This is a genomic window from Halalkalibacter krulwichiae (genome assembly GCF_002109385.1).
Lineage (GTDB): Bacteria > Bacillota > Bacilli > Bacillales > Bacillaceae_D > Halalkalibacter > Halalkalibacter krulwichiae.
Genome location: NZ_CP020814.1, coordinates 1,005,739 through 1,031,588, shown reverse-complemented (window position 1 = coordinate 1,031,588; position 25,850 = coordinate 1,005,739). Strand labels below are relative to the sequence as shown.

General features: G+C 37.4%; 30 protein-coding genes, 2 pseudogenes and 1 riboswitch. Of the genes and pseudogenes, 10 read left to right on the top strand and 22 right to left on the bottom strand.

Features of this window, described 5'->3' with window-relative positions:
- The first annotated feature begins 112 nt into the window (after positions 1 to 112).
- Positions 113 to 985 carry a sulfite exporter TauE/SafE family protein gene (locus tag BkAM31D_RS05410; protein WP_066153836.1) on the top strand — a complete coding sequence of 291 codons (873 nt, stop codon included), beginning with the start codon at positions 113 to 115 and terminating at the stop codon, positions 983 to 985.
- A 275-nt stretch (positions 986 to 1,260) separates the two neighbouring features.
- On the opposite strand, the gene BkAM31D_RS05405 is transcribed toward BkAM31D_RS05410, so the two are convergent.
- The 4 genes from BkAM31D_RS05405 to BkAM31D_RS05390 form a co-directional block, all read right to left on the bottom strand.
- Entirely contained in the window at positions 1,261 to 2,109 is an 849-nt protein-coding gene (locus BkAM31D_RS05405) for a manganese catalase (protein ID WP_066153834.1), read from the bottom strand.
- Between the two features lie 134 nt (positions 2,110 to 2,243).
- Entirely contained in the window at positions 2,244 to 2,708 is a 465-nt protein-coding gene (locus BkAM31D_RS05400) for a spore coat protein (RefSeq protein WP_066153831.1), read from the bottom strand.
- 166 nt (positions 2,709 to 2,874) lie between these two features.
- Positions 2,875 to 3,264, bottom strand: coding sequence for a spore coat protein (locus BkAM31D_RS05395; protein ID WP_066153828.1), 390 nt, complete (start codon positions 3,262 to 3,264; stop codon positions 2,875 to 2,877).
- Positions 3,265 to 3,435: 171 nt separating this feature from the next.
- The gene (locus BkAM31D_RS05390) at positions 3,436 to 3,762 is read right to left on the bottom strand and encodes a hypothetical protein (RefSeq protein WP_066153825.1); all 327 of its coding nucleotides are present in this window, start codon (positions 3,760 to 3,762) and stop codon (positions 3,436 to 3,438) included.
- 186 nt (positions 3,763 to 3,948) lie between these two features.
- On the opposite strand from BkAM31D_RS05390, the gene BkAM31D_RS05385 reads away from it, so the two are divergent.
- Positions 3,949 to 4,251, top strand: coding sequence for a hypothetical protein (locus BkAM31D_RS05385; protein WP_066154532.1), 303 nt, complete (start codon positions 3,949 to 3,951; stop codon positions 4,249 to 4,251).
- Between the two features lie 45 nt (positions 4,252 to 4,296).
- Here the strand turns inward: BkAM31D_RS05385 and BkAM31D_RS05380 are convergent.
- A pseudogene (locus BkAM31D_RS05380) lies at positions 4,297 to 6,053 on the bottom strand (BCCT family transporter).
- A gap of 305 nt (positions 6,054 to 6,358) precedes the next feature.
- Here BkAM31D_RS05380 and BkAM31D_RS05375 point away from each other — a divergent pair.
- The 3 genes from BkAM31D_RS05375 (at position 6,359) to msrB (ending at position 7,879) form a co-directional block, all read left to right on the top strand.
- Entirely contained in the window at positions 6,359 to 6,838 is a 480-nt protein-coding gene (locus tag BkAM31D_RS05375) for a hypothetical protein (protein ID WP_066153819.1), read from the top strand.
- 67 nt (positions 6,839 to 6,905) lie between these two features.
- Positions 6,906 to 7,445, top strand: coding sequence for a peptide-methionine (S)-S-oxide reductase MsrA (gene msrA / locus BkAM31D_RS05370; RefSeq protein WP_066153816.1), 540 nt, complete (start codon positions 6,906 to 6,908; stop codon positions 7,443 to 7,445).
- Positions 7,442 to 7,879, top strand: coding sequence for a peptide-methionine (R)-S-oxide reductase MsrB (gene msrB, locus BkAM31D_RS05365; protein ID WP_066153813.1), 438 nt, complete (start codon positions 7,442 to 7,444; stop codon positions 7,877 to 7,879). Before msrA ends, msrB begins: the two co-directional genes overlap by 4 nt.
- Positions 7,880 to 8,027: 148 nt before the next feature.
- On the opposite strand, the gene BkAM31D_RS05360 is transcribed toward msrB, so the two are convergent.
- Complete coding sequence (locus BkAM31D_RS05360) at positions 8,028 to 8,213, bottom strand: hypothetical protein (protein WP_066153810.1); 186 nt, start codon at positions 8,211 to 8,213, stop codon at positions 8,028 to 8,030.
- A 210-nt stretch (positions 8,214 to 8,423) separates the two neighbouring features.
- On the opposite strand from BkAM31D_RS05360, the gene BkAM31D_RS05355 reads away from it, so the two are divergent.
- Genes BkAM31D_RS05355 through BkAM31D_RS05345 form a run of 3 tightly spaced genes read left to right on the top strand, consistent with a single transcriptional unit; the run spans position 8,424 to position 10,124 of the window.
- A complete protein-coding gene (locus BkAM31D_RS05355) occupies positions 8,424 to 9,155 on the top strand; it encodes an esterase family protein (protein WP_066153807.1) in 732 nt (243 codons plus the stop codon).
- Between the two features lie 18 nt (positions 9,156 to 9,173).
- Positions 9,174 to 9,689: a YjcG family protein gene (locus BkAM31D_RS05350; protein ID WP_066153804.1), complete on the top strand. Its 516-nt coding sequence runs from the start codon at positions 9,174 to 9,176 to the stop codon at positions 9,687 to 9,689.
- A 6-nt stretch (positions 9,690 to 9,695) separates the two neighbouring features.
- Positions 9,696 to 10,124, top strand: coding sequence for a GNAT family N-acetyltransferase (locus tag BkAM31D_RS05345; RefSeq protein ID WP_066153801.1), 429 nt, complete (start codon positions 9,696 to 9,698; stop codon positions 10,122 to 10,124).
- 155 nt (positions 10,125 to 10,279) lie between these two features.
- Here BkAM31D_RS05345 and BkAM31D_RS24680 read toward each other — a convergent pair whose 3' ends face one another.
- The 13 genes and pseudogenes from BkAM31D_RS24680 to BkAM31D_RS05285 form a co-directional block, all read right to left on the bottom strand.
- Positions 10,280 to 10,612: an MTH1187 family thiamine-binding protein gene (locus tag BkAM31D_RS24680; protein ID WP_066154529.1), complete on the bottom strand. Its 333-nt coding sequence runs from the start codon at positions 10,610 to 10,612 to the stop codon at positions 10,280 to 10,282.
- A 123-nt stretch (positions 10,613 to 10,735) separates the two neighbouring features.
- Positions 10,736 to 11,371, bottom strand: a pseudogene (locus BkAM31D_RS24675) (DUF1385 domain-containing protein); the annotation flags it as partial.
- Between the two features lie 23 nt (positions 11,372 to 11,394).
- Complete coding sequence (locus BkAM31D_RS05335) at positions 11,395 to 12,030, bottom strand: hypothetical protein (RefSeq protein ID WP_157076801.1); 636 nt, start codon at positions 12,028 to 12,030, stop codon at positions 11,395 to 11,397.
- A gap of 181 nt (positions 12,031 to 12,211) precedes the next feature.
- Positions 12,212 to 13,018: a bifunctional hydroxymethylpyrimidine kinase/phosphomethylpyrimidine kinase gene (gene thiD / locus BkAM31D_RS05330; RefSeq protein WP_066154526.1), complete on the bottom strand. Its 807-nt coding sequence runs from the start codon at positions 13,016 to 13,018 to the stop codon at positions 12,212 to 12,214.
- Between the two features lie 152 nt (positions 13,019 to 13,170).
- The gene (thiO, locus tag BkAM31D_RS05325) at positions 13,171 to 14,280 is read right to left on the bottom strand and encodes a glycine oxidase ThiO (RefSeq protein ID WP_066153795.1); all 1,110 of its coding nucleotides are present in this window, start codon (positions 14,278 to 14,280) and stop codon (positions 13,171 to 13,173) included.
- 23 nt (positions 14,281 to 14,303) lie between these two features.
- Positions 14,304 to 15,083, bottom strand: a complete 780-nt coding sequence (locus BkAM31D_RS05320) for a thiazole synthase (protein WP_066153793.1) — start codon at positions 15,081 to 15,083, stop codon at positions 14,304 to 14,306.
- Between the two features lie 4 nt (positions 15,084 to 15,087).
- Positions 15,088 to 15,285, bottom strand: coding sequence for a sulfur carrier protein ThiS (thiS, locus tag BkAM31D_RS05315; protein ID WP_066153790.1), 198 nt, complete (start codon positions 15,283 to 15,285; stop codon positions 15,088 to 15,090).
- 3 nt (positions 15,286 to 15,288) lie between these two features.
- Complete coding sequence (gene thiE, locus BkAM31D_RS05310; RefSeq protein WP_066153787.1) at positions 15,289 to 15,915, bottom strand: thiamine phosphate synthase; 627 nt, start codon at positions 15,913 to 15,915, stop codon at positions 15,289 to 15,291.
- 149 nt (positions 15,916 to 16,064) lie between these two features.
- A riboswitch (TPP riboswitch) is annotated at positions 16,065 to 16,171 on the bottom strand.
- Between the two features lie 85 nt (positions 16,172 to 16,256).
- Positions 16,257 to 17,372 carry a YqgU-like beta propeller domain-containing protein gene (locus tag BkAM31D_RS05305; protein WP_066153784.1) on the bottom strand — a complete coding sequence of 372 codons (1,116 nt, stop codon included), beginning with the start codon at positions 17,370 to 17,372 and terminating at the stop codon, positions 16,257 to 16,259.
- A 212-nt stretch (positions 17,373 to 17,584) separates the two neighbouring features.
- On the bottom strand, positions 17,585 to 19,003 hold the full coding sequence (aspA, locus tag BkAM31D_RS05300; protein WP_066153781.1) for an aspartate ammonia-lyase: 1,419 nt from the start codon (positions 19,001 to 19,003) through the stop codon (positions 17,585 to 17,587).
- An 85-nt stretch (positions 19,004 to 19,088) separates the two neighbouring features.
- A complete protein-coding gene (locus BkAM31D_RS05295) occupies positions 19,089 to 20,048 on the bottom strand; it encodes an ROK family glucokinase (RefSeq protein WP_066153778.1) in 960 nt (319 codons plus the stop codon).
- 12 nt (positions 20,049 to 20,060) lie between these two features.
- Positions 20,061 to 20,243 carry a YqgQ family protein gene (locus tag BkAM31D_RS05290; protein WP_306807469.1) on the bottom strand — a complete coding sequence of 61 codons (183 nt, stop codon included), beginning with the start codon at positions 20,241 to 20,243 and terminating at the stop codon, positions 20,061 to 20,063.
- A gap of 29 nt (positions 20,244 to 20,272) precedes the next feature.
- Positions 20,273 to 20,785 (bottom strand): hypothetical protein, encoded by a 513-nt coding sequence (locus BkAM31D_RS05285; RefSeq protein ID WP_066153769.1) that lies wholly within the window; start codon positions 20,783 to 20,785, stop codon positions 20,273 to 20,275.
- A 137-nt stretch (positions 20,786 to 20,922) separates the two neighbouring features.
- On the opposite strand from BkAM31D_RS05285, the gene BkAM31D_RS05280 reads away from it, so the two are divergent.
- Complete coding sequence (locus BkAM31D_RS05280) at positions 20,923 to 21,321, top strand: YueI family protein (protein ID WP_066153767.1); 399 nt, start codon at positions 20,923 to 20,925, stop codon at positions 21,319 to 21,321.
- A 227-nt stretch (positions 21,322 to 21,548) separates the two neighbouring features.
- Here BkAM31D_RS05280 and BkAM31D_RS05275 read toward each other — a convergent pair whose 3' ends face one another.
- A complete protein-coding gene (locus BkAM31D_RS05275; protein ID WP_066153764.1) occupies positions 21,549 to 23,012 on the bottom strand; it encodes a spore germination protein in 1,464 nt (487 codons plus the stop codon).
- A gap of 126 nt (positions 23,013 to 23,138) precedes the next feature.
- Between BkAM31D_RS05275 and BkAM31D_RS05270 the strand changes: the two genes are divergently transcribed.
- On the top strand, positions 23,139 to 24,014 hold the full coding sequence (locus BkAM31D_RS05270) for a hypothetical protein (RefSeq protein ID WP_066153761.1): 876 nt from the start codon (positions 23,139 to 23,141) through the stop codon (positions 24,012 to 24,014).
- Here BkAM31D_RS05270 and BkAM31D_RS05265 read toward each other — a convergent pair.
- Both BkAM31D_RS05265 and yqgO read right to left on the bottom strand, forming a co-directional pair.
- A complete protein-coding gene (locus tag BkAM31D_RS05265) occupies positions 24,007 to 25,509 on the bottom strand; it encodes a rhomboid family intramembrane serine protease (RefSeq protein WP_066153757.1) in 1,503 nt (500 codons plus the stop codon). The genes BkAM31D_RS05270 and BkAM31D_RS05265 overlap by 8 nt on opposite strands.
- Before the next feature lie 136 nt (positions 25,510 to 25,645).
- Positions 25,646 to 25,849, bottom strand: a complete 204-nt coding sequence (gene yqgO, locus BkAM31D_RS05260) for a protein YqgO (protein ID WP_066153752.1) — start codon at positions 25,847 to 25,849, stop codon at positions 25,646 to 25,648.
- Position 25,850: the final 1 nt, after the last annotated feature.

The following is a 25,850-nucleotide window of genomic DNA, read 5'->3' as shown; positions in this document are numbered from 1 at the left end:
CAAACAGGAGTCAATTCCAATAGCTCAAAAGCAGATTCCTCGAAGTTCTCTTAAGTTTGTCGAGACTATCTATATTAACCCTTTTCCCTTATAATAACGAAGGGAGGACTACATGGATTTATTACCTTTTATACTGTTAGGATTACTTATTGGTTGTTTTTCTGGTTTTTTTGGAATTGGTGGAGGAATTATTCTAACTCCATTCTTATTATTACTTGGATTTCCTCCTACAATGGTCATTGGAACAAGTCTAATGCTTTCTTTAGGAACCTCGATTACAGGCGCCTTTGCCCACTTACGCATGAAAAATATAAAGTGGCGTTATGTAATTATTATTAACATCTTTGGAATCGTGGGGACACAAATTTCACACCCCATTATGCTTCAATTAGATGACCGTGGCTTTGCAGAAACTGCTATCTCTTTTTTGTATGTCGCGTTACTTGGATTTTTTGCATATACACTCCTACGCAAGACGCATAACAAAAGTCAAGTTGAAAACAGAACCCAAGCTCCAACTTTTATGATTTGTCTCATCGGGTTAGGGACCGGTATCATTTCTTCCGCTCTAGGAGTGAGTGGAGGTTTCTTTATTGTTCCTTTACTTATCACTTTGCTCCATTTTCAAGCAGCACATGCAGTAGGAACCGCTTTAGCTTCTGTCGTCTTTATCGTTGCAACAGGATTGATCACTTATAGTTTTTCTACTGAACTCAACTATTTAGTAGGGATTTTCCTTATAATAGGAACTTTTATCGGAGCTCCTTTAGGTGCAAAGGCGACCATCTATTACTCTGAAAAGAAAATGAAGAAATTACTTGGTGCTCTTTATGTTTGCATGATTGCTAGCGTTATTGCTAACGCCATTCAGTTGCCTATTGTAGGATTAACGATCATCTCCGCATTCACTTTGTTTTTTATAACCCTTCTGATCATGACTTATAGTAAGAGAGCGGTCAGATCGAATACTAAGATAGAAGAATAGCTAAGGCTTTAATATAACTAAAGTGGCTTATTAAAAATACGAACCATGACAACCTTAGCAGAGGAATTCTCCTGCGGGATTAAAAGGAAACGGTGAGACCCCACAGTGCGTTAGCATGAGGAGGCTCACCAGCCTCCCGCAGAAAGCGAAGTATATTTAACGGAGTAGCGGATGCTATTCATTTAATACGTATGGATTTTTCGTTAATACTAACTTATCATCGCTTTTAAGTCCCTGATCATCATCAAAAAAATAAAAAGAGAAGCGCTATTAGATCATCCTAGAAGTGGCGGCAAATGAGGTCCTTTTGGAAGAACTGTATTATGGATATACGGCGGAGCTGGTCGTAAATTAGGTATTTTCCCAAAAGGTTTAGGGTTATGATAATATTTAAATTCACCTAAACCATCCATACTTGGTCCATGTGCCCACCTACCGTGTTTACTAGCTGTTCCTCCTGACAGATCATAATAATCATAGGCGACTTCTCGTTTTTCAAGTTCGCGTGGAAAAGTACTTGGTACGACAATATTCTCTTTTTCTTCTAATTCACATATCGCTGCATACCATTGATTCTGATGCATCGTATCACGCGCAATTAAAAAGGAAAGCATATCCTTTACACCAGGATCAGTAGTCATTTCATATAACCTAACTGCTTGCAATCTTCCTTGAGATTCAGCTGTTAAGTTTAATCTGAAATCCGCTAATAAGTTCCCACTTGCATTAATATAACTCGCAGTCCATGGATTTCCGACACTATCAGCTGGCATCGCACCTAACCCACTCACTATTGCATGCTGAGGATTCATTCCCCCTAATACCGCTCCAATAACTGGATCTTTCGCAGCCATTTCTTGATCTCCAACAGGAGCATTATCTAATAGCCGAGCAATCATAGTTGCAAGCATCTCAACATGCGCCATCTCTTCTGTACCTGTTGCTAGTAATAGATCTCGATACTTCTCTTCACCTCGGACATTCCATCCCTGAAACATATACTGTAGTGCAACTGAAATTTCTCCAAACTGACCACCTAAAATTTCTTGAAGCTTCTTTGCATACACAGCGTCAGGACGTGCTGGCTTGGCATGATATTGTAATTGATCTACATGATAAAACATTTTATTCAACTCCCTACGTAAATTTAGGTTCATGTATACTCTATTCAAACAACTGTAAATAGGTTCTTTAACCCATTTCGAAATCGTATGTATGACCAACTAGAAAAGGGTAGGAAGCTCCCACCCCAATCATTTTATAGAACATCAATGTTTACTAATAACGCTAGAAGAACTTGAAGTAACAACTGAATATTCACTCCAATTTGAGTATCAATTGTTGTTACATTTACGCTACGCGAATTTTCAATAACCGTTTTTTGATAATTTAACTGCTTCGTCTTAGTGCTTTGCAGTAACTCTTGTGTAATTTGTTCTGCTTGGTCTGCACTTGCAACTGAAAGACTAATCACCAACGCGATTGCAGCTTGCAATGAAGCTTGCAACGACACCGCAGCTTTTGTATCTGTTGAACTTACTGTTACATCACAAGAATCTTTAATAAAAATATACTCTTCTGATACCTGTAACGTCTTATCAATTTGTACAGCATCTTGAACTACATCACTATCATCTTTCGGATGGCATGCTTTTGGATCAAGAGCCGACCACCTTGAGTCATCTTTATCTTTCTTTGATGAATAAAAAACATCTTGATTCATTTCACTTCCTCCTTTCCGTTCTAATCTACATTATGTGTCTCATGGATTATTTGCTTGGTCTAATGCCGGAGGGTAAAGGTCTAATTTCTTTTTTTAGTAATGCTCAATACACAAAAAAAGACAGTAACTCACTTAAATGAGTCACCGCCCTTAAAATTCGGTTCTATTAAGAAAGAATATCTAAATTGACTAACAACGCTAACAAGACTTGCAGTAAGAGTTGAATATTCACTCCAATTTGAGTATCAATTGTTGTCACATCGATATTTTTAGAATTTTCAATAACCGTTTTCTGTATATTTATTTGCTTTGTTTTCGTTATTTGTAACAGCTCTTGAGTAATGCTTTCTGCTTCATCACTACTTAATACCGAAATACTAATGAGTAAAGCAATGGCTGCTTGTAACGATGCTTGCAATGATACTGCTGCTTTTGTATCTGTTGTGCTTACATTAATCTCACAAGAATCCTTAATAATAATATGTTCTTGTGATTGTTGTAACAATTTGTTGATTTGATCAGTCTCCTGAGAAATCTCTGAAAAGAAATGACTCATTTTCCCTTCCTCCTTTCGTCTCTACTTTAGACTATTACCAATAGGTCAATTTTGCTTGGTTGTTTGTCTTAAGACAAACGCATAAAAAATAGCTCTTTTTTCATAAAGCCACTGAAAAAGGAATACACATCTCTTTCAGCGGCTTTTTTCATTGAGCAATTTTAATAACTGTTATTCTTTGTTGAAAAATGTTTTTGCTTTGCTAACATCGTTATTACTTTGCATAAGCTTCTTAAGATTCTTTTTAACTTCAGGCTTAAATTCATTTGCAGATACTGTTGATTCAACTGAACTCTGCTCATTATTCGGAAAATCCTGTTCACTAACAGATTTGTTCTGGTTTTCTAGAAATTTTTCAACTTCCGACTGAATTTCTCCAACTACTTTCTTAACCCGTTCTTTTTCCTCTTCAGATAAATCGGAAGCAGGCTTAACATTGTGCTTTTTCAACACTCTTTTCACCATAATATCCATAAGTTCTTGCTGAAAATCTCCCATAAGATGCATCCTTTCTTCATTTACTTTTGTAGCCAAATGGCATTATTAGGTTATGATACAAGCGCTGAAGATGTGTTGCTTAAACCAGAGATTAGGCAGGATCTCCATTACTTAACTCGTTTCATTATTGCAAAGCATCATTTAGCACATACTAAAAAAAATCCGAACTATGTAGGAGGAGAAATAATGCCAAAAAAATCCACATCAACGGAAGTTAATGAGGTACAAACCAATCCCGCCGGAGATGAAAAAGAAATTGAAAAGTTGAATCGCCTCTTGGCTTCTGTACTCGATTATCTATCTGATGATGAAGTTGAAGAAATTGATATTGAATACTTGCTGACAAATACAGAAGGCTTACGAGAGTGGTGGGATCAATATCGTGAAAGCAATCGGAAGAAAATCGAAGAAGAAATAAAGAAATCACTTGGTGAATTATCTTTAGAAGAATTAGAAAGCATTCATGACAAGATTAAAGAAAAAGAGTAAGAGGTAAGGTATTACACCTTTCTCTTACTCTTTTTAAAACTGAATTTATTTCTTCTTTTGATCATTTTCTTGACCAATGTCAAATTCGTCAATGAGATCATCTTTTAGTTCTTCCTTCATTTCTTCATACACTTCTTCTTTTAACTCTTCTTTCATTTCCTCATAAACCTCTTCTTTGAAACCCTCAATTACTTCTTCTCTCATGTCCTCAAGAACTTCTTCCTTTATTTCATCATACATTTCCTCACGAATTTCAGCTTTAAATTCTTTACGATTTCTTTTACGTCGTTTGCTTCCTTCTAATTTAAAATCTTTCCCTAACATAATTAAGATAGAGATGATCATAATCGTCATAATGATCGCAAAAGGTAAGGCTGCAATGATGGAAGCCGTTTGTAGGGCACCGAGCCCCCGTCTCCACTTATTAAAAGGACACTCGCTGTACCAGCAATCAAAATTCCCCATAACATCTTTACAAATAAACTCGGATTCAAGCTGCCATTAGATGTCATTGCTCCTAATACATATGAAGCTGAGTCAGCAGAAGTGATAAAGAAGATTAAGATTAGAATAACTGCAATAAAGCTTGTAATGGCACTTAAAGGTAATTCCCCAAGTGTAGCAAATAATGCTAGCTCAACATTGCTCATTACTAAATCACCAATTGGTGCAGCTCCAGCAATCTCAAGATTTAATGCAGTTCCTCCAAATGTTGTAAACCAAATGACTGCTAGTAATGAAGGAACAAGCAATACACCGGCCATAAATTCACGAATCGTACGCCCGCGTGAAATTCTAGCGATAAAGATTCCCATAAATGGAGCCCACGCAATATGCCAAGCCCAGAAGAAAATGGTGTTCGTTCCAAGCCAAGCACTTTCAGTAAATGGCGTCATCGTTAAACTCATTGACGCTACATTTGTAATATAACCACCTAGTGTTGTTACAAAACTCTCGGCAATAAATAAGGTCGGCCCTACAATGATGACAAACACTAGTAAGATTCCTGCTACTGCCAAATTGATATTACTTAACCTTTTAATACCTTTGTCTACCCCTTTAGCAGCCGAGAACATAAACAGAAATGTGACAATAGCAATAATGGTTGTTTGAGTCACAACTGAATTGGGAATAGGCGAAATATAGGAAAGTCCTCCTGTTATTTGAAGAGCACTTAAACCAAATGTTGTCGCTACACCTGTACATGTTGCAATTACTGCTAATATATCAATTGATTTTCCTAGCCAACCATTCACTCGCTCTCCTATTAATGGATAAAAAGCTGAACTAATCAAGGCAGGTCGATCCTTTCGAAACTGGACGTACGCTAACGTTAAACCAACAATAGAGAAAATTGCCCATGGGTGCAACGCCCAATGAAAGACCGCATACCTTAACCCAGCAACTGCTGCCTCAGGTGTCTCTGAAGTAAATCCTACTGGTGTGTCAAAATAATACAGTACGGGTTCTGCCACGCCCCAAAAGACAAACCCAACACCAATTCCAGCCGCAAACAACATTCCTATCCATGAATACCATGAATATTCAGGTCTCTCATCTGGTTTTCCTAGTCGTATTCTTCCGTATGGACTAATTGCCAATATAATAACAAATAATACAAAAAATGCCGTACACAACATGTAAAACCAGCCAAAGTTATCTAACATCCATCCAAGGCCTTGACCAGCTGCTGCGTCTAATGAAGCTGGAGACAAAGCTCCCCATAAAACAAATAATCCAACTATAATAGCTGAAACAATTAGAACAGGACTTGCCTTTTGATTCGTTTCTGTTTGTTTCATTATTAACTTCCTTTCTTTTTACGCCCAATTCATCACTTAATATGTATACATCATATTGGTTATACCCTACTAATTGACATTCAAACCTCTTATCGATAATTTGCTTCACTAAAGGGTGTAATATGCAAATGGTATCTCAATCACCTCATTTCCAAATCTCTGTAAAAAATTTTGGGTAAAAAGTACATTCAAAAGATAAACTACAAATACCTAAATATTGTTTCACCGAATTTGATTTGCCATATTACCCAATAGGTACCATTTTATATTATACACCACTAATTGTCATTGAAAGGTTGTTGTTGATGAAAAGAGAGCGTAAAGTAGAAGCAATATTTTGGAGTATTGCCTTTCCTGGCTTTGGACAGTTTTTAAATCAAAAATATGCAAAAGGCTTTTTATTTGTTGTATTAGAATTTGTTGTCAATGTTCAAGCAAGACTAAATTTAGCGATCATTCCTAGTTTTTATGGACAGGGAGAAACGGCAAACTCTTTAGTAAATTATCAGTGGATTATGTTTTACCCTTGTCTATACTTATTTTCAATGTATGACGCCTATAGAGATGCTGGAGGAAAAGACGTCCGATACGCTGCGGTTCCTTTTGCTTTTGCAGCTTATAGTGGAACAGTTGGTGTTGTTTACTCACAATCTTTTGCGATTGCAGGTCATATTCTCGGTGTAATCTGGCTCCCTATTCTCTTTCTACTCATCGGATACATAATAGGTTTAGGAATTAGAGCCCTTTTTATCAAAACTTCAGATGTTTCTACGGAGAATAGCTAAGCATCCTTTTTTAATATTTAGTAAGCAATTGGTATAATGAAAGAGGACAAAAAAAGGAGGCTAGAACATGACCACTCCACAATTTGAATATGCAACATTTGCCGGAGGGTGTTTTTGGTGTATGGTAAAGCCATTTGATGAACAACCTGGAATCGAGTCGGTTGTTTCAGGGTATACAGGAGGCCACGTTGTAAACCCAACTTATGAAGAAGTATGCTCAGAAACAACTGGACATTTTGAAGCTGTACAAATTACATATGACCCTACCATATATCCTTATGAGAGGTTAGTAGAACTGTTTTGGCAACAAATTGATCCAACTGATGAGGGAGGTCAATTCTTTGACCGAGGTAACTCTTATCGTACAGCTATTTTCTATCATTCAGAAGAACAGCGACTAACTGCTATGAAATCTTTCAAAGAGTTAAATGAAAGTGGTAAATTCAACCAACCAATTGCCACTCTAATCTTACCTGCAAAGCCTTTTTATCCTGCTGAAGACTACCACCAAGATTATTACAAAAAAAATTCTACTCACTATCAAAGATATCGAATCGGTTCAGGTCGAGAAGCTTTTATCAACAAACATTGGAGTGATTCAAAATGAGTAAACCATCTAAGGTTGAATTAAAGCAACGCCTTACACCAATGCAATACCATGTAACTCAGGAAAATGGTACAGAACCACCTTTTCAAAACGAATATTACAAAACGGAAGATGAAGGAATTTATGTAGACATTGTTTCAGGAAAACCTTTGTTCAGTTCTCTTGATAAATATGATGCAGGTTGTGGCTGGCCGAGTTTCACAAAGCCAATCGTTGAAGAGGAGATAATTGAAAAAGAAGATTATAGCCATTTTATGATCAGAACAGAAGTGCGCAGCAAAGACGGTGACTCACACCTTGGTCATGTATTTAACGATGGCCCAGGACCAAACGGCCTTCGATACTGTATTAATTCGGCTGCTCTTCGCTTCATCCCTAAAGAAGATCTAGAGAAAGAGGGATACCGGGCTTATCTCAAACTATTTGAAATCTAAAAATACGGTATAAGAGGCTGGGACATAACAGTTTTAATGAATATACGAACCTACAACTTTAGCGAAGTATATTTCCGGAGCGAATGCTATGCTAGTACGCCAGGGTTTTCGTTACTTCAATCTCTTTTGTCCCGGTCTCTTTTTTTCGTTACATTGTTTCATCATACGTATATCTAACTACATATTTATCTGTTCGTAATTTTTTTATCTCCACTAGGGGACCAACCTCATAACCGTTCATCCAGTTGTCTTCGATTTTAGCTTTTACACATCCAGCTTGGAACTTCGAACGAAAAACTTGTTTATAATATATCCATTTAGGTACCTTTTTCATGCTTTCCCTCTACCTTTCCATCTTTGCAGTTGTTAGAAGCCTTTTTATTCAAAAGCCATCCTTAATTACAAGCCTTTATGACTAGCTTCTATCTTACAAAATTTAATCAATTTGCACAAATAACAGCTAATGATACGTAGGTTAACATAGCATTATTACCATTCATTAGGTAAAATATAAAAAAGTATTTGAAGAAAGGAATTGAGTAGATTGGCTAGAAGAACATTAGAGGGAACCATATCGGATGCTACAATTAGCAGTCGTGAACTAAATGAAGACATTCCATTATTAATTTATACCCCTCCTAATTTTACTCCTTTACAAACTTACGATATTCTAATTTGCCAAGATGGGAATGATTATTTTCAAATCGGTCGAATTCCCAGACTTGTCGAGGAATTAATTACTGAAGGAGAAATTAGAGAAACAATTGTAATTGGAGTTCCTTATCCATCCGTCCGAGAAAGAAGAAAACGTTATCATCCAAGTGGAGAGAAAGTAGAAGCTTACATTCGTTTTTTAGCAAACGAACTTCTACCTTATATCGAAAATACTTATCCGACTCACCAGCTTCCTTCTGCACGCACTCTAGCTGGTGACTCTCTAGCTGCAACCGTGTCACTTATCACTGCCCTACGTTATCCAAAACTATTTTCACAAGTAATGATGCATTCACCTTATGTAGATGATAAGGTTCTTGAAGAGATTCGTTCTTGTAAAAGCCCAGAAGATATTGTACTCTACCATGTAATAGGAACAAAGGAAACTCATGTAAAAACAACAGATGGAAACATATTGGATTTTGTAACACCAAATAGAGAAATGTACGAGGTTATAAGTAAGAAGTCCTTTTCATACACGTTTAACGAATTTGACGGTGATCATACATGGACGTATTGGCAAAAGGACTTACCTAATGGGTTAACCACTTTATTATCATAGAATAGAGGAGGAGTTTAAATGAACTATGGAATTGCCCTTTTTCCTTCAAAAGAACTTCAAGATCGAGCAAATGCTCTTCGTATGCGTTATGACTCCCATTATTCGTTGATTCCACCTCATATTACAATCAAGGAAACTTTTGATATCACTGGCGAGCAACTTCCACAAATAATTGAACATTTACGTAAGATTGCTTTAGAAGCAAAGCCTGCAGTAATCGATGTTTATAAAGTTGACAGCTTCGCTCCGCAATCGAATACGATCTTTTTTAAGATTAGAGAACATGAAACTTTAACATTTTTATATGAAGCACTTCATAGTGACCCCTTCTCTCCTAATTTCAAGTACGGGTTTATCCCGCATCTAACTGTCGGCCAAGACCTTTCAGATGACGAGCTCGCTGATGTTGTCGGCAGACTAAAAATGAAACAAATTGAGCATAAAGAAGTAATTGATCGGATGCAGTTGCTTTATCAATTAGAGAATGGATCATGGAGTGTATATGAAACATTTCGTTTAGGAAAGGATGGTTAATTTATAATGAATGTTGAAATTGTCAAAACAGAAAAACAACTGGATGATGCCTTTACAGTTCGAACAGAAGTCTTTGTAGAGGAGCAAAAAGTACCTATGGAAGAGGAAATAGATCAATTTGAGAAAGAAGCTACTCACTTTGTCATCTATGACAAAGAACATGCTCCCATTGGTGCAGGTCGCCTTCGTTCTGTTGACGGATATGGTAAGATTGAAAGAATATGTATTGTCAAAAGTCAGCGTGGAACTGGTGTTGGCCGTATTCTCATGAAAAAAATTGAAGAAATCGCCAAGCAACAAGGAGCCACGAAACTTAAGTTAAATGCCCAAATACAAGCACAACCTTTTTATCAGAAGTTAGGTTATGAAACAGTTTCTAATGAGTTTCTCGATGCTGGAATTCCTCATGTTACGATGACAAAAAGCATTTCGTAAGCAAGGCAAAAAGGTCGCCGAAAAAAATCTCGGCGACCTTTTTACTATCTATTCAGCAATTGATCGCAACAGTAATCAGCAGCACGAAAGAATGGTTAAGTGACCTAAGCAATGTATTGTCCTAAAGCTTATACTAGACTGTAAAGCGCACAAAACTATTCAGTATTTGATGTTGAATTGGCTTCTTTTAAATGAGCCTCAACAGCTTCAAGTTTTCCTGACATCGTTGCTTTTTTATCTCTTCGATCATCAATCCTAATATTTGTTGCCACTCTCTCAAGCCCGTGTTTAAATGGGACTTCATGAATGACTTGGATGACCTCCCACAAATCAGATAATTCTCCTTCAATTAAAGTACTCATTGGTGTGAGTTTGTATGTAACTTTTCCTTCGTAAGTCTTTAAAACTTGTTGAATCTCTGCTACATATTTGCTTACACTTGGTGTTTCTGTTCCAATTGGAATAACAGTGATGTCAACAATTGCCATTTGTTTGTCCTCCTCCTGTACTCTTTTACGTTTGACTATCAATCGTTCCGGAAATTCTTTTTCAGCTAATTTCCGGTAAGATTCGATTGAAGCAATCAGGTGCATTCGATCTGGTTCAGCCGTTGTTACATGTAACTGTAACCAATAAGAAATTCTCAAAATAAGTGTCTTTAGAAGCCCCAAAGCTTTCACTTCCATTATCCTTGGTACAACAACGACAGATAATAAACTGACATAGGAAGCTACAGCTAAAGAAGAGGACCACTGTCCATTATAGAAAACAAGTAAGATTAAACCAATCATTACACTCAAGAAATAAATAACTACACTATTAGTTGAACAATATCGATTCGTAATAGCAGCCTTTCTAATTTGAAACAAACGTGCTCTTCGAATGACACCGCGGTCACTAAATACTTTATGTTCAGCCCCATGATACTTTTTTAATTCATTCGGAAACAAAAAATGTGTACCAAACATTAAGTAAAAAACTGTATAGAACGGCAATCCACTCCAAATTGTCGGATACCAGATTGCTACTATCTTCGGAACAAATAGTAAACCTAAGCAAACCATCACAAAACATTTAAACCATAATGGCATTGATAACATAACTTGTTTCATCATGATCAATAATGTACTAGCATTCATTGGCTTTAACCAGGTTTTCAATAATCCCTTTTCATGATAGGCACAAGCAACATGTTGCTCTCCAATGTAGAAAATTCCTCTCTGATAAGAAAGACCTCTTATTTTCACGCAATCAGCCCTCTTTCATCGAATTATTCAAATGTCCTAATCCAGTGCGGAACGTTCGCTGCACCAGTAAAGTTCGGATCTTGAAAAGTTGCATCTACCTTTTCAAGTGGGGCATGTTCTGTCCATGTGTGTAATAAATGAATTCTAATGTCGCTAACGGAAAGATGATCTCCTTTTATCTTTGCTGATACTTGTCCAAGATTACCAAAACTCTCATGTTCAACTAGTTTATTAGAAAAAGCAAAGATCACGCCATTATCAACAATAACGCCTTCATCGTTCTCAATTACCGTATCAGAATAGTGAAGTTCTAAATGAGCGTCTTCAATTTCAATATCAGTTCTTACTGCTTCGGTTGCTGGGTCCACAACATAAATTCCAATATAGTCTTCTCCATACAAGCCTTCAACCGGCATCACTGTCCAATCCCAGGATGCCTTTATTTGCAATCCTTCTACCGTTTCTGCTACATCAACATCAGTACTCATTACATTTTGAAGCTCCTCATTCGTAATTGGATCAGACCCATTTAAAAATTGATATCCTCCCACAAACATGATAAGCATAAGTATGCCGGGCAAGATCAATACTGGTTTATTCCCACGGAACATGAATATACTCTCCCTTTCCTTTACGTAAATAAAGTATTTCGTTCTCATTATAACCTAGATCTCCTCATAGAGAAAAGGAAGGGACAAATGAAGTTCAAAGTGAGTTAAATAGGCTTTTATACTGGTAATGGTTAAAAGTTTTTTAACTAATAGTATGCGCTCACTTATTTTCTCAATAGAAAAAACGAGTATAAACTCTACATTTATACTCGATTTCCCTTTATCATCGTTATTCCTCTCTTAAACGGCGATAAGCAGAGTGATTAGTAGGACCAATCCCTCCTCCGATTGCAAGAGATGAAGTAATGGCAGCCGTGATAAATGCTTTTGCTGTTTCTACCGCAGATTTAATAGAAGATCCTTTAGCCAATTCGGCAGCAATGGCGGCAGCAAAAGTACATCCTGTCCCATGTGTGTGTGTAGTTTCAATCCGTTCTGTTCTAAGTTCATAAATTGTTTCTCCATCAAATAACAAATCGATAGCTGGTCCATTCATGAGATGACCACCCTTTAAAACAACATATTTCGGACCAAGTTTATGAAGATTAATTGCAGCTTCTTTCATCTCATCCAAGGTCTTCATTTCTTCTATTCCAAGAATCTTGGCGGCTTCTGGTAAATTAGGAGTAATCACAGTTGCAATTGGAAGAAGATCGTCTATAAGTGCTCGGATAGCCTCTTCTTGTAATAACGATGCTCCACCCTTAGCAATCATTACAGGATCTACTACTATATTGCTCACTTTATACTCTGTTAATTTTTGGGCAACAAGCGAAATAATCTCAGGAGAGAATAACATTCCTGTCTTCACAGCATCCGCTCCAATATCTGATAATACAGCCTCTAACTGAGCTTCAATCGCTTCAAGTGTTTGTGGGAAAACCCCATGAACACCTAATGTATTTTGTGCGGTTAAAGCTGTAATGACGCTCATTCCAAATGCATCAAGTTCTTGAAAAGTCTTTAAATCAGCTTGAATGCCAGCTCCGCCTCCACTGTCTGAACCAGCAATCGTTAACGCTTTAGCAATAGGCAATTGCTTCACCCTTTCTAAGGTATTTATAAAAGCTAACTCGTTTTTAGGAAGCACAAGTGATTTCAACCAATTGTCAAGCGTATAGACATCTTTATTAGTTAATTTTTAGCTTTCTTCATCTTTACAGCTCTTAAAATGGTTACATGTTCTTTTTACGAAAACCTCTCGGGAATACATGATTGAAGCGGTTGATATTCATGTTTACCATCCAGAAGGTTAGCTACAGCAACAGCTGTGATTGGGCTAAGAAGAATTCCATTTCGGTAATGTCCTGTTGCAAACACTACTTGAGATCCCTCGCTTAGCTTTCCAATCAAAGGAAATCCATCTTGAGTTGCTGGACGTAATCCTGCCCATGTATGAAATGGAGTTTCTTTTTCTAAGAATGGAAACACAAGCTTATTCCAATTGGTCAACCGAGCAATTCCTTTTTCCGTAACATCTGTTTGAAAACCGGCAATATCTTCAGATGCCCCGTTTACTAATGTTCCATTTGCTTTTGGCACTAAATAACCTTGGCTTGTGTAAACAATATGTTTAATACGTTCAATTGACGTACTATATGCACAAATTTGGCCTCTGATTGGATAAACCGGAATTCGAATGCCAAATATCTCTTCTAATTCTCCAGACCATGCGCCAGAACAGACAACCAACCTATCCCCAGTGAATTGTTGGCCACTTTGAGCGCGTACTGTAATGGTTTCCTTCCAATCGACCACGTCTACATGTTCAAGTTTCTCAACGACGGTAACACCATTAAGCCGACAAGCTGCTTCGAGAGCCTTGACATAATCAGGAGCAAAGACATGGCTCTCTTCTGGATAATACATGGCCGCTTTCACATTTCTAGAAAGTTCGGGTTCCATTTTCCATAATCGATCTCCGCTAATTAATTCTGCTTCTGCTCCCCATTCACGCTGCCATGATTGTCTCGTTTCCAACGCAAGTACGTCAGCATCATGATAAACGGCATGGAGACTACCGCTCTCAGAAAACTCAAAATCTACTTTAGACACTTCTTTTACTTCAGCTTGCCATTGTTTATACATTCGTAAACTATCTAAACATAATTGAAAGAAATCATCAGGATCCTCTCCGATCTCCGAGAAAGGAGCGAGCATACCTGCTGCTGCTCCTGAAGCTTGTCCTCCGCAAGTTGTTTTCTCTAAAATCGTAACGTTGTAATTGCGCTTGCTCAGCTCAAACGCTGTCGCAAGTCCAATAACTCCACCTCCAAGAATGAGCACTCGTTCTTGCACAAAATCCTCCCCTAGTATCTACTCTATTTGGAAACAAAAGAAGCAAACCCACTACTTGCGGTCGCATATTTTTTCTTAGGAATTCTACCTGCTTCATATGATAGGCGTCCTGCCTCGATCGCATGTTTCATAGCACTGGCCATTTTAACTGGATCCTTTGCTTTTGCTACTGGCGTGTTCATTAATACCCCATCTGCCCCTAGTTCCATAGCTTGAGCAACATCCATTGCTGACCCTAGTCCAGCATCGACAATAATAGGTACATTCGCTTGTTCAACAATTAATTCTAGGTTATAGGGATTAAGAATTCCTAACCCGGTTCCGATTGGCGCTCCTCCTGGCATAACAGCAGCTGCTCCAGCTTCTTCTAACCGTCTACATAAAATCGGATCATCTGATGTATAAGGTAATACGACAAATCCCTCTTTCGCCAGTGTTTCAGTCGCCTTTAACGTTTCAATTGGATCTGGTAAGAGTGTTTTTTCATCTGCGCTAATCTCCACTTTGATCCAATCACTCAATCCAGAAGCTCTTGCAAGCCTAGCGATTCTAATCGCTTCTTCTGCTGTTGTCGCCCCTGATGTATTAGGAAGATACGTGAAGGACATTCCTTCTAAATGCTGTAGAATTGCATCTTCATTGGGAGCACCTAAATTTACCCGACGAATAGCAAAGGTTAGTACTTCTGCTTCAGAAGCCTTAATCGCCTCATTTTGTACAAATGGATTTGGATACCTACCTGTACCTAGGAAAAAGCGCGATGATAATTCTTTTCCAGCTATTGTTAATTTCTTATTTCTCATATACTCATCCCCCACCAACGAATTGGACTAATTCAATTTTCATTCGGTCTGTTAACTTAGTCTCACCCCAGCTAGCTCTTTCAACAATCATCCCATCCACTTCTGTAACAACTAAATGAGGCTCGAGGCTAAAGTGTGTAACTACATCTTCAAGAGTGACTACGTCTAATTGATGCTCCTCACCATTAATCAATAAAAGCATGATTTATTCTCCTTTACCATCTAATATCTTTGTAAACTTCTCACAAACTGCTTTTACGTCTTCAGCTCCAACAATTTCACTTATCATACAAACTCTCGTTGCACCAGCTTGTAATACTTGGTCAACATTATGAAGCTTGATTCCACCTATCGCTACAAACGGAATCGTAATTTCAGAAGCAACTTGTTTTATATAAGTGGTTGTAACGGGATCTACGACGTCAACTTTACTATTTGTATGAAATATCGGTCCCACTCCAATATAGTCAGCACCTCCAACTTCTGCCTCACGTGCTTCTTCTATTTTGTGTGTAGAAATCCCAATGATTTTATTTCCGACGATCTTTCTCGCTTCACTAAGTGGTAAATCATCCTGACCGATATGAATTCCATCAGCATCAACTGCAAGAGCGACATCTATATGGTCATTCACTATAAATGTTACCCCGTATTTTTTAGTGAGTTCTCTTAGAGCTTGTGCCTTTCTAAGGACTTCTCTTTTGCTGCTATTTTTATCACGAAGCTGAATGATATCAACTCCTCCAAGGATTGCCTCCTCCATTACCTCAACTAAATCACGTCCAGGATGAAATTCTTCCCCTGTTATTGCATATAACTTAAAATCTTTCATACTTTTACCACCTTTATTAATGATTATTGTGTTCTAGAAACGAATAAATCAAATTTGCTTAAGGTATTAATGTTCAAATAGAAACATAATCTCCTTGAGGAATATCCGATGATATAAAAACAAAAGCCATATTCCAAACATACGGAATACGGCTACTAAGGCGACTTCCCTACGCTGGCGTTATCCAGATCAGGTACAAGGGTAAAAGGCTCTCCTTTTTCTCAGCCCATTTAAATGGGCACCCCTAGTCTTGATTATTGATGATTCTATTATAATTATCTTCATTATGACAGACTATTTCTAAAAAAGAAAGAGTCTAGAAAAGGACTGACTGTAAATGGTTATTCCTCCCAAACCGGGATGGTCAAACCGTCATGAATATCCAATACGTTTTCAAAGCGTTCTCCCATTAGGATCATTGAACCGTTCGGAGAAACTTTAATAGGAACATGCTGGTCCAATGTAGTTATTTTTTGTTCAGAATTACTTCCAATATGATAACCAATTAAATCGTAACCATCACTATACGTGATAAAGTCACCACTAGACTTAGGACGTAAGAAATAAAAGATTTCATTTTTATCATCATATGAATAGTATGGAATCCACCATTGTTCTGAAAATGTATTTAAGATTGGTATTTCTAATTCACTTATAAGTTTCTCATTCCGATAAAATCTATATGTCGAAAAAAGATCTGATTCATTATCTAGCTGTACTGTTAATGATAGTCCATCTGGAAAGCTCATATAAGCAATCACATCTTCTTTCCATAATGTAGTCTCTTTTGTTTCAATGTTTGTTTTAACTAATGGAGCATGGAAACTTGGTTCATATTCATTCCATTTGATAAAAGCGACAGTATTTGAAGAGATCCACTGAATATAGGATTGTTCTAGTTCGATTGGCTTAATTTTCCCAGCTCCAACTTCCACAAAAAATGTTTCATAATCCCAATTTGGTAAGTAAGCAATCATCATAAATTGATCTGGCTCATACTCATTCCAGAAGATTGTATAATCTTCTCCAAATTCTTTAATTTGTAGTTCTTTTTCACCATTTTGATTAACTATGATTACTTCTACTTCCTCTTGTTTATTAAATACTTGAATAGCAAAGTAAGAATCGTCGACATTCGCAATGACGTCTATAATCCAACCTGCTTCTTCAAAAAAAACAAATGACTCACCAGTAATAAAATTATGTTTATAGATTGTAGAACCGTCAATGTTTTCTTCCAAGAATAAAATATTCTCCTCATCAAACCAATTCAATACTTCTACAACACGTTTAGTGGATTGGATAGAATGTATAGCAGATCCTGTATAAAAAGAAAGTGGGACCTCTTTTTTTTCAGGGATGTTACTATAACTTTTCGGTGAAGGTTGTATTTCTAAAGGTCCATTCGTACAGGCTGATAGGATAAACACAGTTATGATTACTAGTATTATTCTCACAGCCTTCCCCTCCTCCATAGTATATATGTTACAATATTTTCTCCCTACATATGTATTAGACGGATAGATCCACACAAATGTTTCACATTTTCGGAAAATAACGAAAAAAGATTACTCATTTCGCTTGCCCCAAGATCACATTATAGCGCGAAAGTACCATTTTCTGCACTAAATTTCTTTAAGCAAATTTAAATGAGTAATCCTTTAATATTTTATCCTTGAATAAAGCGAGCACCTGCTATACCAGGGTTCGTCATTTCTTTTGGATCTAGTATTTCATTCAATTCTTCTTCTGTAAGAATTCCTCTCTCCAAACAAATCTCCCTAACAGGACGATCAGATTGAATCGCTTCTTTTGCAACTCTTGAAGCTACTTCATAACCAACATGAGGATTTATCGCTGTAACAATACCCACACTTTTTTCCACTAACTCGCGACAACGCTCAATATTAGCTGTTAACCCTTCGATTGCATAATCTTTAAATACACGAATACCATTTTGTAGAATGGAAAGTGATTGCAATAAATTGAAAACTAGAACAGGCTCCATAACATTTAGTTCGAGTTGCCCAGCCTCAGAAGCCAGGCTGATCGTATGATCGTTACCAATCACTTGGAATGAAATTTGATTAATTACCTCACACATTACCGGGTTCACCTTTCCTGGCATGATTGATGAGCCTGGTTGACGTGAAGGCAGATTTATTTCATTGAGACCTGTTCGCGGCCCTGAACTCATAAGCCTCAAATCATTTGCAATTTTAGATAAATTGATAGCCGTAATCTTTAATGAACTTGATAATTCTGTATAGGCATCAGTGTTTTGTGTAGCATCTACTAGATCTTCAGCGGTCTTAAATGGGTAGCCTGTTATATCCGCTAAATAAGTAGAAACTTTTGCAATATACTCTGGCTTTGCATTTAATCCTGTTCCAACTGCTGTCGCTCCCATATTGACCTCATATAAATGATCAACAGAGCGTTTAATTCGCCCAAAGTCTCTTGTCAGCACTCGACGATACGCACCAAATTCCTGCCCTAATCGGATAGGCACTGCATCCTGTAAATGCGTTCTCCCCATTTTTAATACATCATCAAATTCTTTTTCCTTCTTCTTCAGTACTTCGATTAATGCATCTAATTCTTTTGTTAATCCATCGGCTAACCTTAATGCAGAAATATGAATAGCTGTTGGAAAAGCATCGTTTGTTGATTGTGCCATATTTACATGCGTATTTGGACTAACACGCATATACTCTCCTTTTTTTCCACCTAACAGCTCAATCGCACGATTGGCAATCACTTCATTGGCATTCATGTTAAATGAAGTTCCAGCTCCACCTTGAATGGCATCGACGATAAAATGTTGATTTAACTTACCATCAATCACTTCTTCTGCTGCTTCAATAATGGCATCAGCAATATTAACTTGTAAGACTCCTACATCTCGATTAGCCATTGCAGCAGCTTTTTTAACGAAGCCAAAAGCACGAATTAATTCAGGGTGTGGAGGATAACCTGTAATTGGGAAGTTCTCCCGAGCCCGCATTGTTTGAATTCCATAGTACGCTTCTATAGGAACTTGTTTTTCACCTAGTAGATCTCGTTCCGTTCTATATTGTTCTGACATCCAGTTCTATCTCCTTTATCAATCTTATTACAATAAGATTGTCCTTCTCTCTTTATCTTATGTGCTTAGTATCTTGTTGCGTGTATTACTTTTGCTTTGCTAGCCAAGCCCCACCGATCACACCTGCATCGTTTCCTAATGTAGCAATTTTAAATTCGCAACCTTCTGCAACTCTTCCTAAAGCAAATCGTTCAAATTGTTTTTTCAAAGGCTTTAGAAGTAAATCCCCTGCCTTTGACACACCACCGCCTAAAACGATTTTCTCCGGATTAAGAGCATTAGCGAGGTTTGCTAGTGCTAAGCCTAGATGAAAGCAAACTTCTGTAACTACTTTTTCTGCAAACTCATCTCCTTCTTTTGCAGCATCAAAAACGTCTTTTGCTGTAATAGAGTTATTCGTTTGGTAGACACTATTTAGGCCACTATCAGGGTATAAATGAATTCCTTCAACGGCTAACCTAGCGATTCCCGTTGCAGACGAGATCGTTTCTAAACAACCCGTTTTCCCGCAATTACAAGGAGCACCTCCTTCAGCAAGAGATGTATAATGACCAATTTCTCCTGCCATTCCATTAACACCATGTTGAATGTTCCCATTTAAGATTACACCACCGCCAACTCCAGTTCCTAACGTGACGCAAAGGAGATCTTTTGCCCCTTCTCCAGCTCCTGTCCACATTTCTCCAAGAGCAGCAATGTTAGCATCGTTATCAACGGTTACGGGTAAACCTGTCTCGGCTTCTAACTGTTCTTTTAATGGAAAGTCCACCCATCCAATATTAACCGCCTGATAAATAAAACCTGTTTCCATATTAATGAAACCTGGCGCTCCGACACCTATTGATAATAGTACTTCACGAGTAAACCCTAAATCCTTTACTTTCTGCTCAATTGAATGTGCTATATCTGTAGTAATGTGCTTTCCAGCATCTTTTTTATTCGTTGGTATTTCCCACTTTGTTACGATTTCTCCTGCGTCAGAAACAAATGCTAACTTGATTGTTGTTCCCCCAATATCAGCACCTACATACCATTTTTTTCCCATGCTTCTCCACCTTCAGTTCAAGTTTGTTTTTTCTTTACGTAAGATGAGCAGACCTTCTTGAAATTCTTTTGTGTCAATTAGCTTCATCGCATACAGTTCCCGTAACTCGTCCTCCATTAAAGCAAGATCAAGCTTTCTGTCACGTGTATAAATAATCGTTCCATGTCTTTTTAACAATTTTCCTAAATCATACATCGTTTGCACTTTCGCCCACCTCAAAGTTATTATAACAGCTTCAGCACGGTTACGAAAAGAAGCCAAACTAGAGGAGCGAAGGCAGCGTACGAATAACGCCATAGTGCTTGGCGAATTTGCATCTGAATAAAAATTCCAATAGTAAGTGCAACCGTAAATAAAAGGCCAGCACCGATCGTGAAGAATGTACGGAAATCTAATACGCCCCACTCTAATCCCATTAAAAAAAACAAACTTGCTAATACACTTAGTACAACACGATCTTCCGGATGAAAAAAACCTAAAGTTGGATGGAATCTGCTAAAACAAGCGACAATAAAAAGAAGAGCTAAAATACATAAACCAATTTCAATAATACGAATAGCTATCCAACCTGAAATAAACATTCCAGCTATCATTCCTAAATAGCATAAAAATAAAAAGAATATGGAAAATAAAATGAGATGTAAAGGTTTTACAGGCTCTCTCGGTGCAACTAATAAACCTCCTACGGTTAAACCAATTGTAAATACGAATACTAAGACAATGAAGATGAGCCACATTTCTAACACCATCCTTTTTAGAACTTCGATGAATTCGTGAGCATTTTCACATGAATCTAACATCTGATATGTTATGATATGTTCGAAAAATAGGATTAAGAAGGACAAAGTATAGGTGAATGAGAGGTAATTTAAAAATGAGTGAAAAGATCCAAGACGTTATCGACCGTGCCTTATATGGAAACCCCGAGACCAAACCCGAAGAACGCAACCTGTTCTTAACTACACTTTTAGAACGCATTCATCTTGCTTTAACTAAAAAGCAAGTGATTCATAAAGGGATGTATCCAGAAGTCGTTAACATGATGAAGACTAAATCGAATTTACACTTATATTTAAATGGGCATTTAAATTACAGTAATTATTCCAACTATATTCAAGAAGCTAATAAACAAGGTATCCGTTTTACAATCGTAACCCCGCAAAAAACGACACCATTTGGGCTTGTTTTAGCGAATGAATCAAACGCCATAGATTCTGTTGACCCATTTATAAAAGATGAATTATATGAATTAGAGATGGAGGAGCAAGGATGATCGTAAATCCTTCTCCCTTTTTTATTGGTTGTGTTTTTAGTTGCTACTAGGCCGCTCTAGCCTTAAGCTAGTTAACGGTCTAAAAACAGTGCAACAAATTTCTAAAATAAGAGGAGCCTACAAAAAGAAAAGGTAGTGCCCTACAGGTCTTTTTTGACCTCTAAGACACCACCTAATTAAGCGAACCGAATCGTTACCCACTGCCCCGGAGTGTTTAGATTTCTTACTTATCTGTCCGGATCATTTGGATGAATAGCAGAAGGTCGTTGTTTTTTTAATGGCATAGGCGTACGGAACAGTACGTCTCTTAACGCGCTTACGTTGAATGGAATAAACGGCCACATATAAGGAGTACCAAGTGGCTTCAAGTGAACAAGAATAAGCAGCCAAATTGTTGATCCTACTATTAGACCAGGTCCTCCAAATATTGCGGTTGCGATTAATAATCCCACCCGAATCATTCGATTGGCCAAGCTCATCTCATAGCTAGGTGTAGCAAATGTTCCTACAGCCGCTACTGCTAAATAAAGAACAACTTCAGGTGAGAACAAACCTACATTTATTGCAACTTCTCCAATTAATAGAGCGGCTACTAAGCCTAATGCGGTTGCTAAAGCATTAGGCGTGTGAATGGCTGCCATCCTAAGCATTTCTATCCCCACTTCAGCAGCTAGAAACTGGACATATAAAGGAATCGTCCCTTCCTCTTCAGCCCCAATAAATGCTACTATTTCCGGTCGAAACTGTTCATTAGTCGCTAATAAATACCAAATTGGGATTAAAAAAATAGACGCCCATACGGCTAAATAGCGAACAAGTCGTAGACTCACTCCAATAGCCGGTTTCTGACGGTATTCCTCCGCATGCTGCATATGGTGCCAAAAAGTAGTTGGGGAAATCATCACACTCGGTGATCCATCTACCATAATTATCACATGTCCTTCAAACAGATGTGATGCAGCTACATCTGGCCTTTCTGTGTAACGAACCATAGGGTAAGGATTGTAATTATGACCAAAAATAAACTCTTCGACCGTCTTATCGCCCATAGGTAACCCATCTGTGTCTAACTTTTCAAGAGCTTGTTTAATCTTTTCAACATATTCTTTATCAGCAATATCTGCTATATATGTAATGGCTAAGTCAGATTTAGACCTTCTCCCAACCTGGACATACTCAACCCTCATCGTGCGATCGCGAATTCGACGCCTAATAAGTGCTGCATTCATGACCAAAGTCTCGACAAAACCATCCTTTGAACCGCGAATGACCTTCTCTGTATCAGGCTCTTCCGGCCCACGAACAGGATATTCTCGAGTATCAATTAAGATAATCTGATCTAGCCCTTCGACTACTAATGCAGCAGGCCCAGCAAGAACTTGATCAACGACATTGTCTAAATCATCCGTTGTTTCAATTTCAACATACGGAATATAGTGCTTAATCAACTTCTCAAGTGGTCTTTTTGCAAGATCAGTATCTGTTATCCTTAAAAGTTCTCTTTGAATCTGAGTCAAGGCTTGGTCTTTTCCAAAGCCATCAACTAAAAAGAGAGACATCTCACGATCGCCATGCTCGAGCTCTAAATGAATGAGATCGAAACTTGTATCAACATCTAATTCCCTTTTAATAAACTCAACATTATCTTCGTAAATAATCGTAACAGGATTTTTTATATTTTTATTGCTCATTAATTCCACACCTCTATTCCATTAACATTATTTGCTTTCTTATTTAAAACCATGCATGTAAAGTCATATTTTGGTTTTGTCACTCATATAAATGGTGCAAATAGTTTGTCCATTGGAGGGTCTAGGATGAGTAAGTGGAAATTCGCAATAACATTATTAATAACATCCTTTTGTGTTGGACTTTTTCTTGTCATTTCTATAAAGCCTGAACCATTACGTGATGCTTTGATTTTCTTCCCGATCGATCCTAATGCATCATATTTAGAAGCAGAGTCTCACATTGAATTTCAAACAATGGATGATGAAGATGAGTATACACTTAATTGGAAGACCTCATCGGTTTTGGATCAAAATGCTTATTTACGTCAGGATGTTTCGCTTTTATTTGAAGATGGGTATTTAAAAGATACTTTATCCATTTGGAAGGAAAATACGTCTACAATTAATATGGAAAAAGATGTAACCTCTGATGACAGTGGACATTATCGAATCGTGACATTTCATCACTCCGAGTTACACTATAATAATGATGAGATCAAAAGTGCCCAAAAACTAAGCTTTGATCAACTTTATGTGATTGACTCTCCATTGAGTCCACTTCATGCATTTCGAATCCCTTCCACCGAAGAAGAAAAAGAGAGTAAACGAATTCTAGATTATATTCTCATGCAACAACAAGACTATGATTGGGATTCATTATTTGAATATTATAATCTACCTAAAGAAGACTATTTTCGCATCCCATTAACAGATCTTGCTCTTTATGAAGAAAAACCAATCCCTGGATTAACAAAAGAAAAAACCGCTCAATTTCTTGGCGGTTTGTGGGAAGGCTTGTACAAAAATTATGTGTTAGGTATTACAAAGCAAGATGGTTCAACCGTCAGCCCGGTTGGAAGCACAGTCCCCGTTATTTTAGTTCCTAAAACAACCGATCACTTCTTTGTTCTTTTTAGAACGGCAGACGGTGAACCTATCCAATTAATGCAAACACTTAGTTAGTTAATTGTTTTTGTAAATCGAGGTATGTTTCATCTCGCTTGAGATTAACAGCTCGCTCAATTGATGCGCGGGCATCCTCGATTTGACCTAGCTCCATGTATATGAGAGCAAGGTTGTAATGAGCCTCATCAAACTCTGGCCTTCTTTCAATTGTTTCTAGAAACAATTCTTTCGCAACTGAATAATTGCCGAACATCGCTTCTAAATAAGCAAGTAGAAAGGTTGCTTCTGGTAAGTCTGCTCCTTGCTCAACTGCCCGTTGCAAAAACGGGTATGCTTTTTCTAATTCTTCTAACTGTAGATATTCTTGACCTATTTGCAAGTCAATCATTGGAGAACTTAGTTTATTTTCATTGATAGTCCCATACCAAAATAATCCATATATAAATAAAGCTGTAAGACTTAACGATAATAGTTGCTTTACTACAAAGCGTTTTCTTGGTAATTGCACAATGCTTGAAGCAAGGAAACCACCTAGCAATCCTCCAATGTGTGCTCCGTTATCAACCATTGGCAACGAAAAGCCAATGATTAAATTTATAAGTAAAATCGTTATTACACTTTTCCCCATCGTACGCAAAAACAGCTTTTTATGAATAACCCCAAAATATAACAGTGCTCCAAACAACCCAAATATAGCTCCTGATGCACCAGCTGCTACTTGCTCATTAAAGGCAAAGCTAGCAACAGAACCTGCTAAGCCAGCAACAAAATAAATAAAAATAAAACGTACTGTACCGTACATTCTTTCTACAGCAGAACCCAAATAATACAACGCTAACGAGTTCATCAATACATGAAGAAAACCTATATGTAAAAACATAGCAGTAACGAGTCGCCACCATTCCCCTTCGAGAATAAGAGGATTAAATTTTGCTCCAAATTCTATTAACGTCAATATCGAAGTGCTGCTTCCTTTTGTTTCCAATAAATAAAACATTACAGCAATACTCATAAGCAATATATTCGTAGCAACAGGTTTACCATAAAAAAACAAAGACTTGACCTTTTCGTCTCTTTCAGCCTGAACTTGACGTACTTGTTGCTTTAAGTGTGCAATCGTTAAATCCATTTCTTCTATACTGTGACAAGGAGGAGTAGTTGGAAGTTCGAATGTAAGTGCTTGCTGATAATCAATAAATACTGTATGAACGGTAGTTCGCTTTTTTTTGCTTTCAAAAAACGGCTTACCCATCTCATCCCATGAATCAACTGGTGGATAATCAGTCACATACATATTCTCTCCAACCAATTTTCTTAAACGTAGTTGTCTTCTAATATGTTCAAATTTCTCTACTGATTCCACAACGTCTCTTTTTAACCAACTTGAAAAGTCTAAGTCCCTTCTAACGATTCTCAATATACGACGTGGATTAGCCTCTTCATCCTCGAGCCAAACCTCTCTTCTAGTTTGCTCAAGAACACGATAGTTCTTATTAAGAACAAAATGATGAATCAACCGCCAAAAGAAATAATCTTGTTGTAATCCCTCCATATAACCTCCCCTTTGTGTAACACCTTCTATCTATTATAGCAAATATTCCCTTTTTCAGAAGTAATGCTCGATTATAGACCATATATAAAAAGAGTCTGTGTTTTCCTTAATGGAAGAAAACACAGACTCTCTGCCTTCACATATTTTGTTGAGGGCGGTTAAATTGAAGGACCGAACCAAGTACCTTATCACGAACAAATGGTATTTGCATAGCCATCATCACAGCCACTTTTCGAAGCATACGACGGCTCAATACAGCATTAAGTACACGATAGCGATACTTATAAACAAAATACATTGAAAAGCTAAATGATAAAATTGAAATGATTCGCTGTATCATG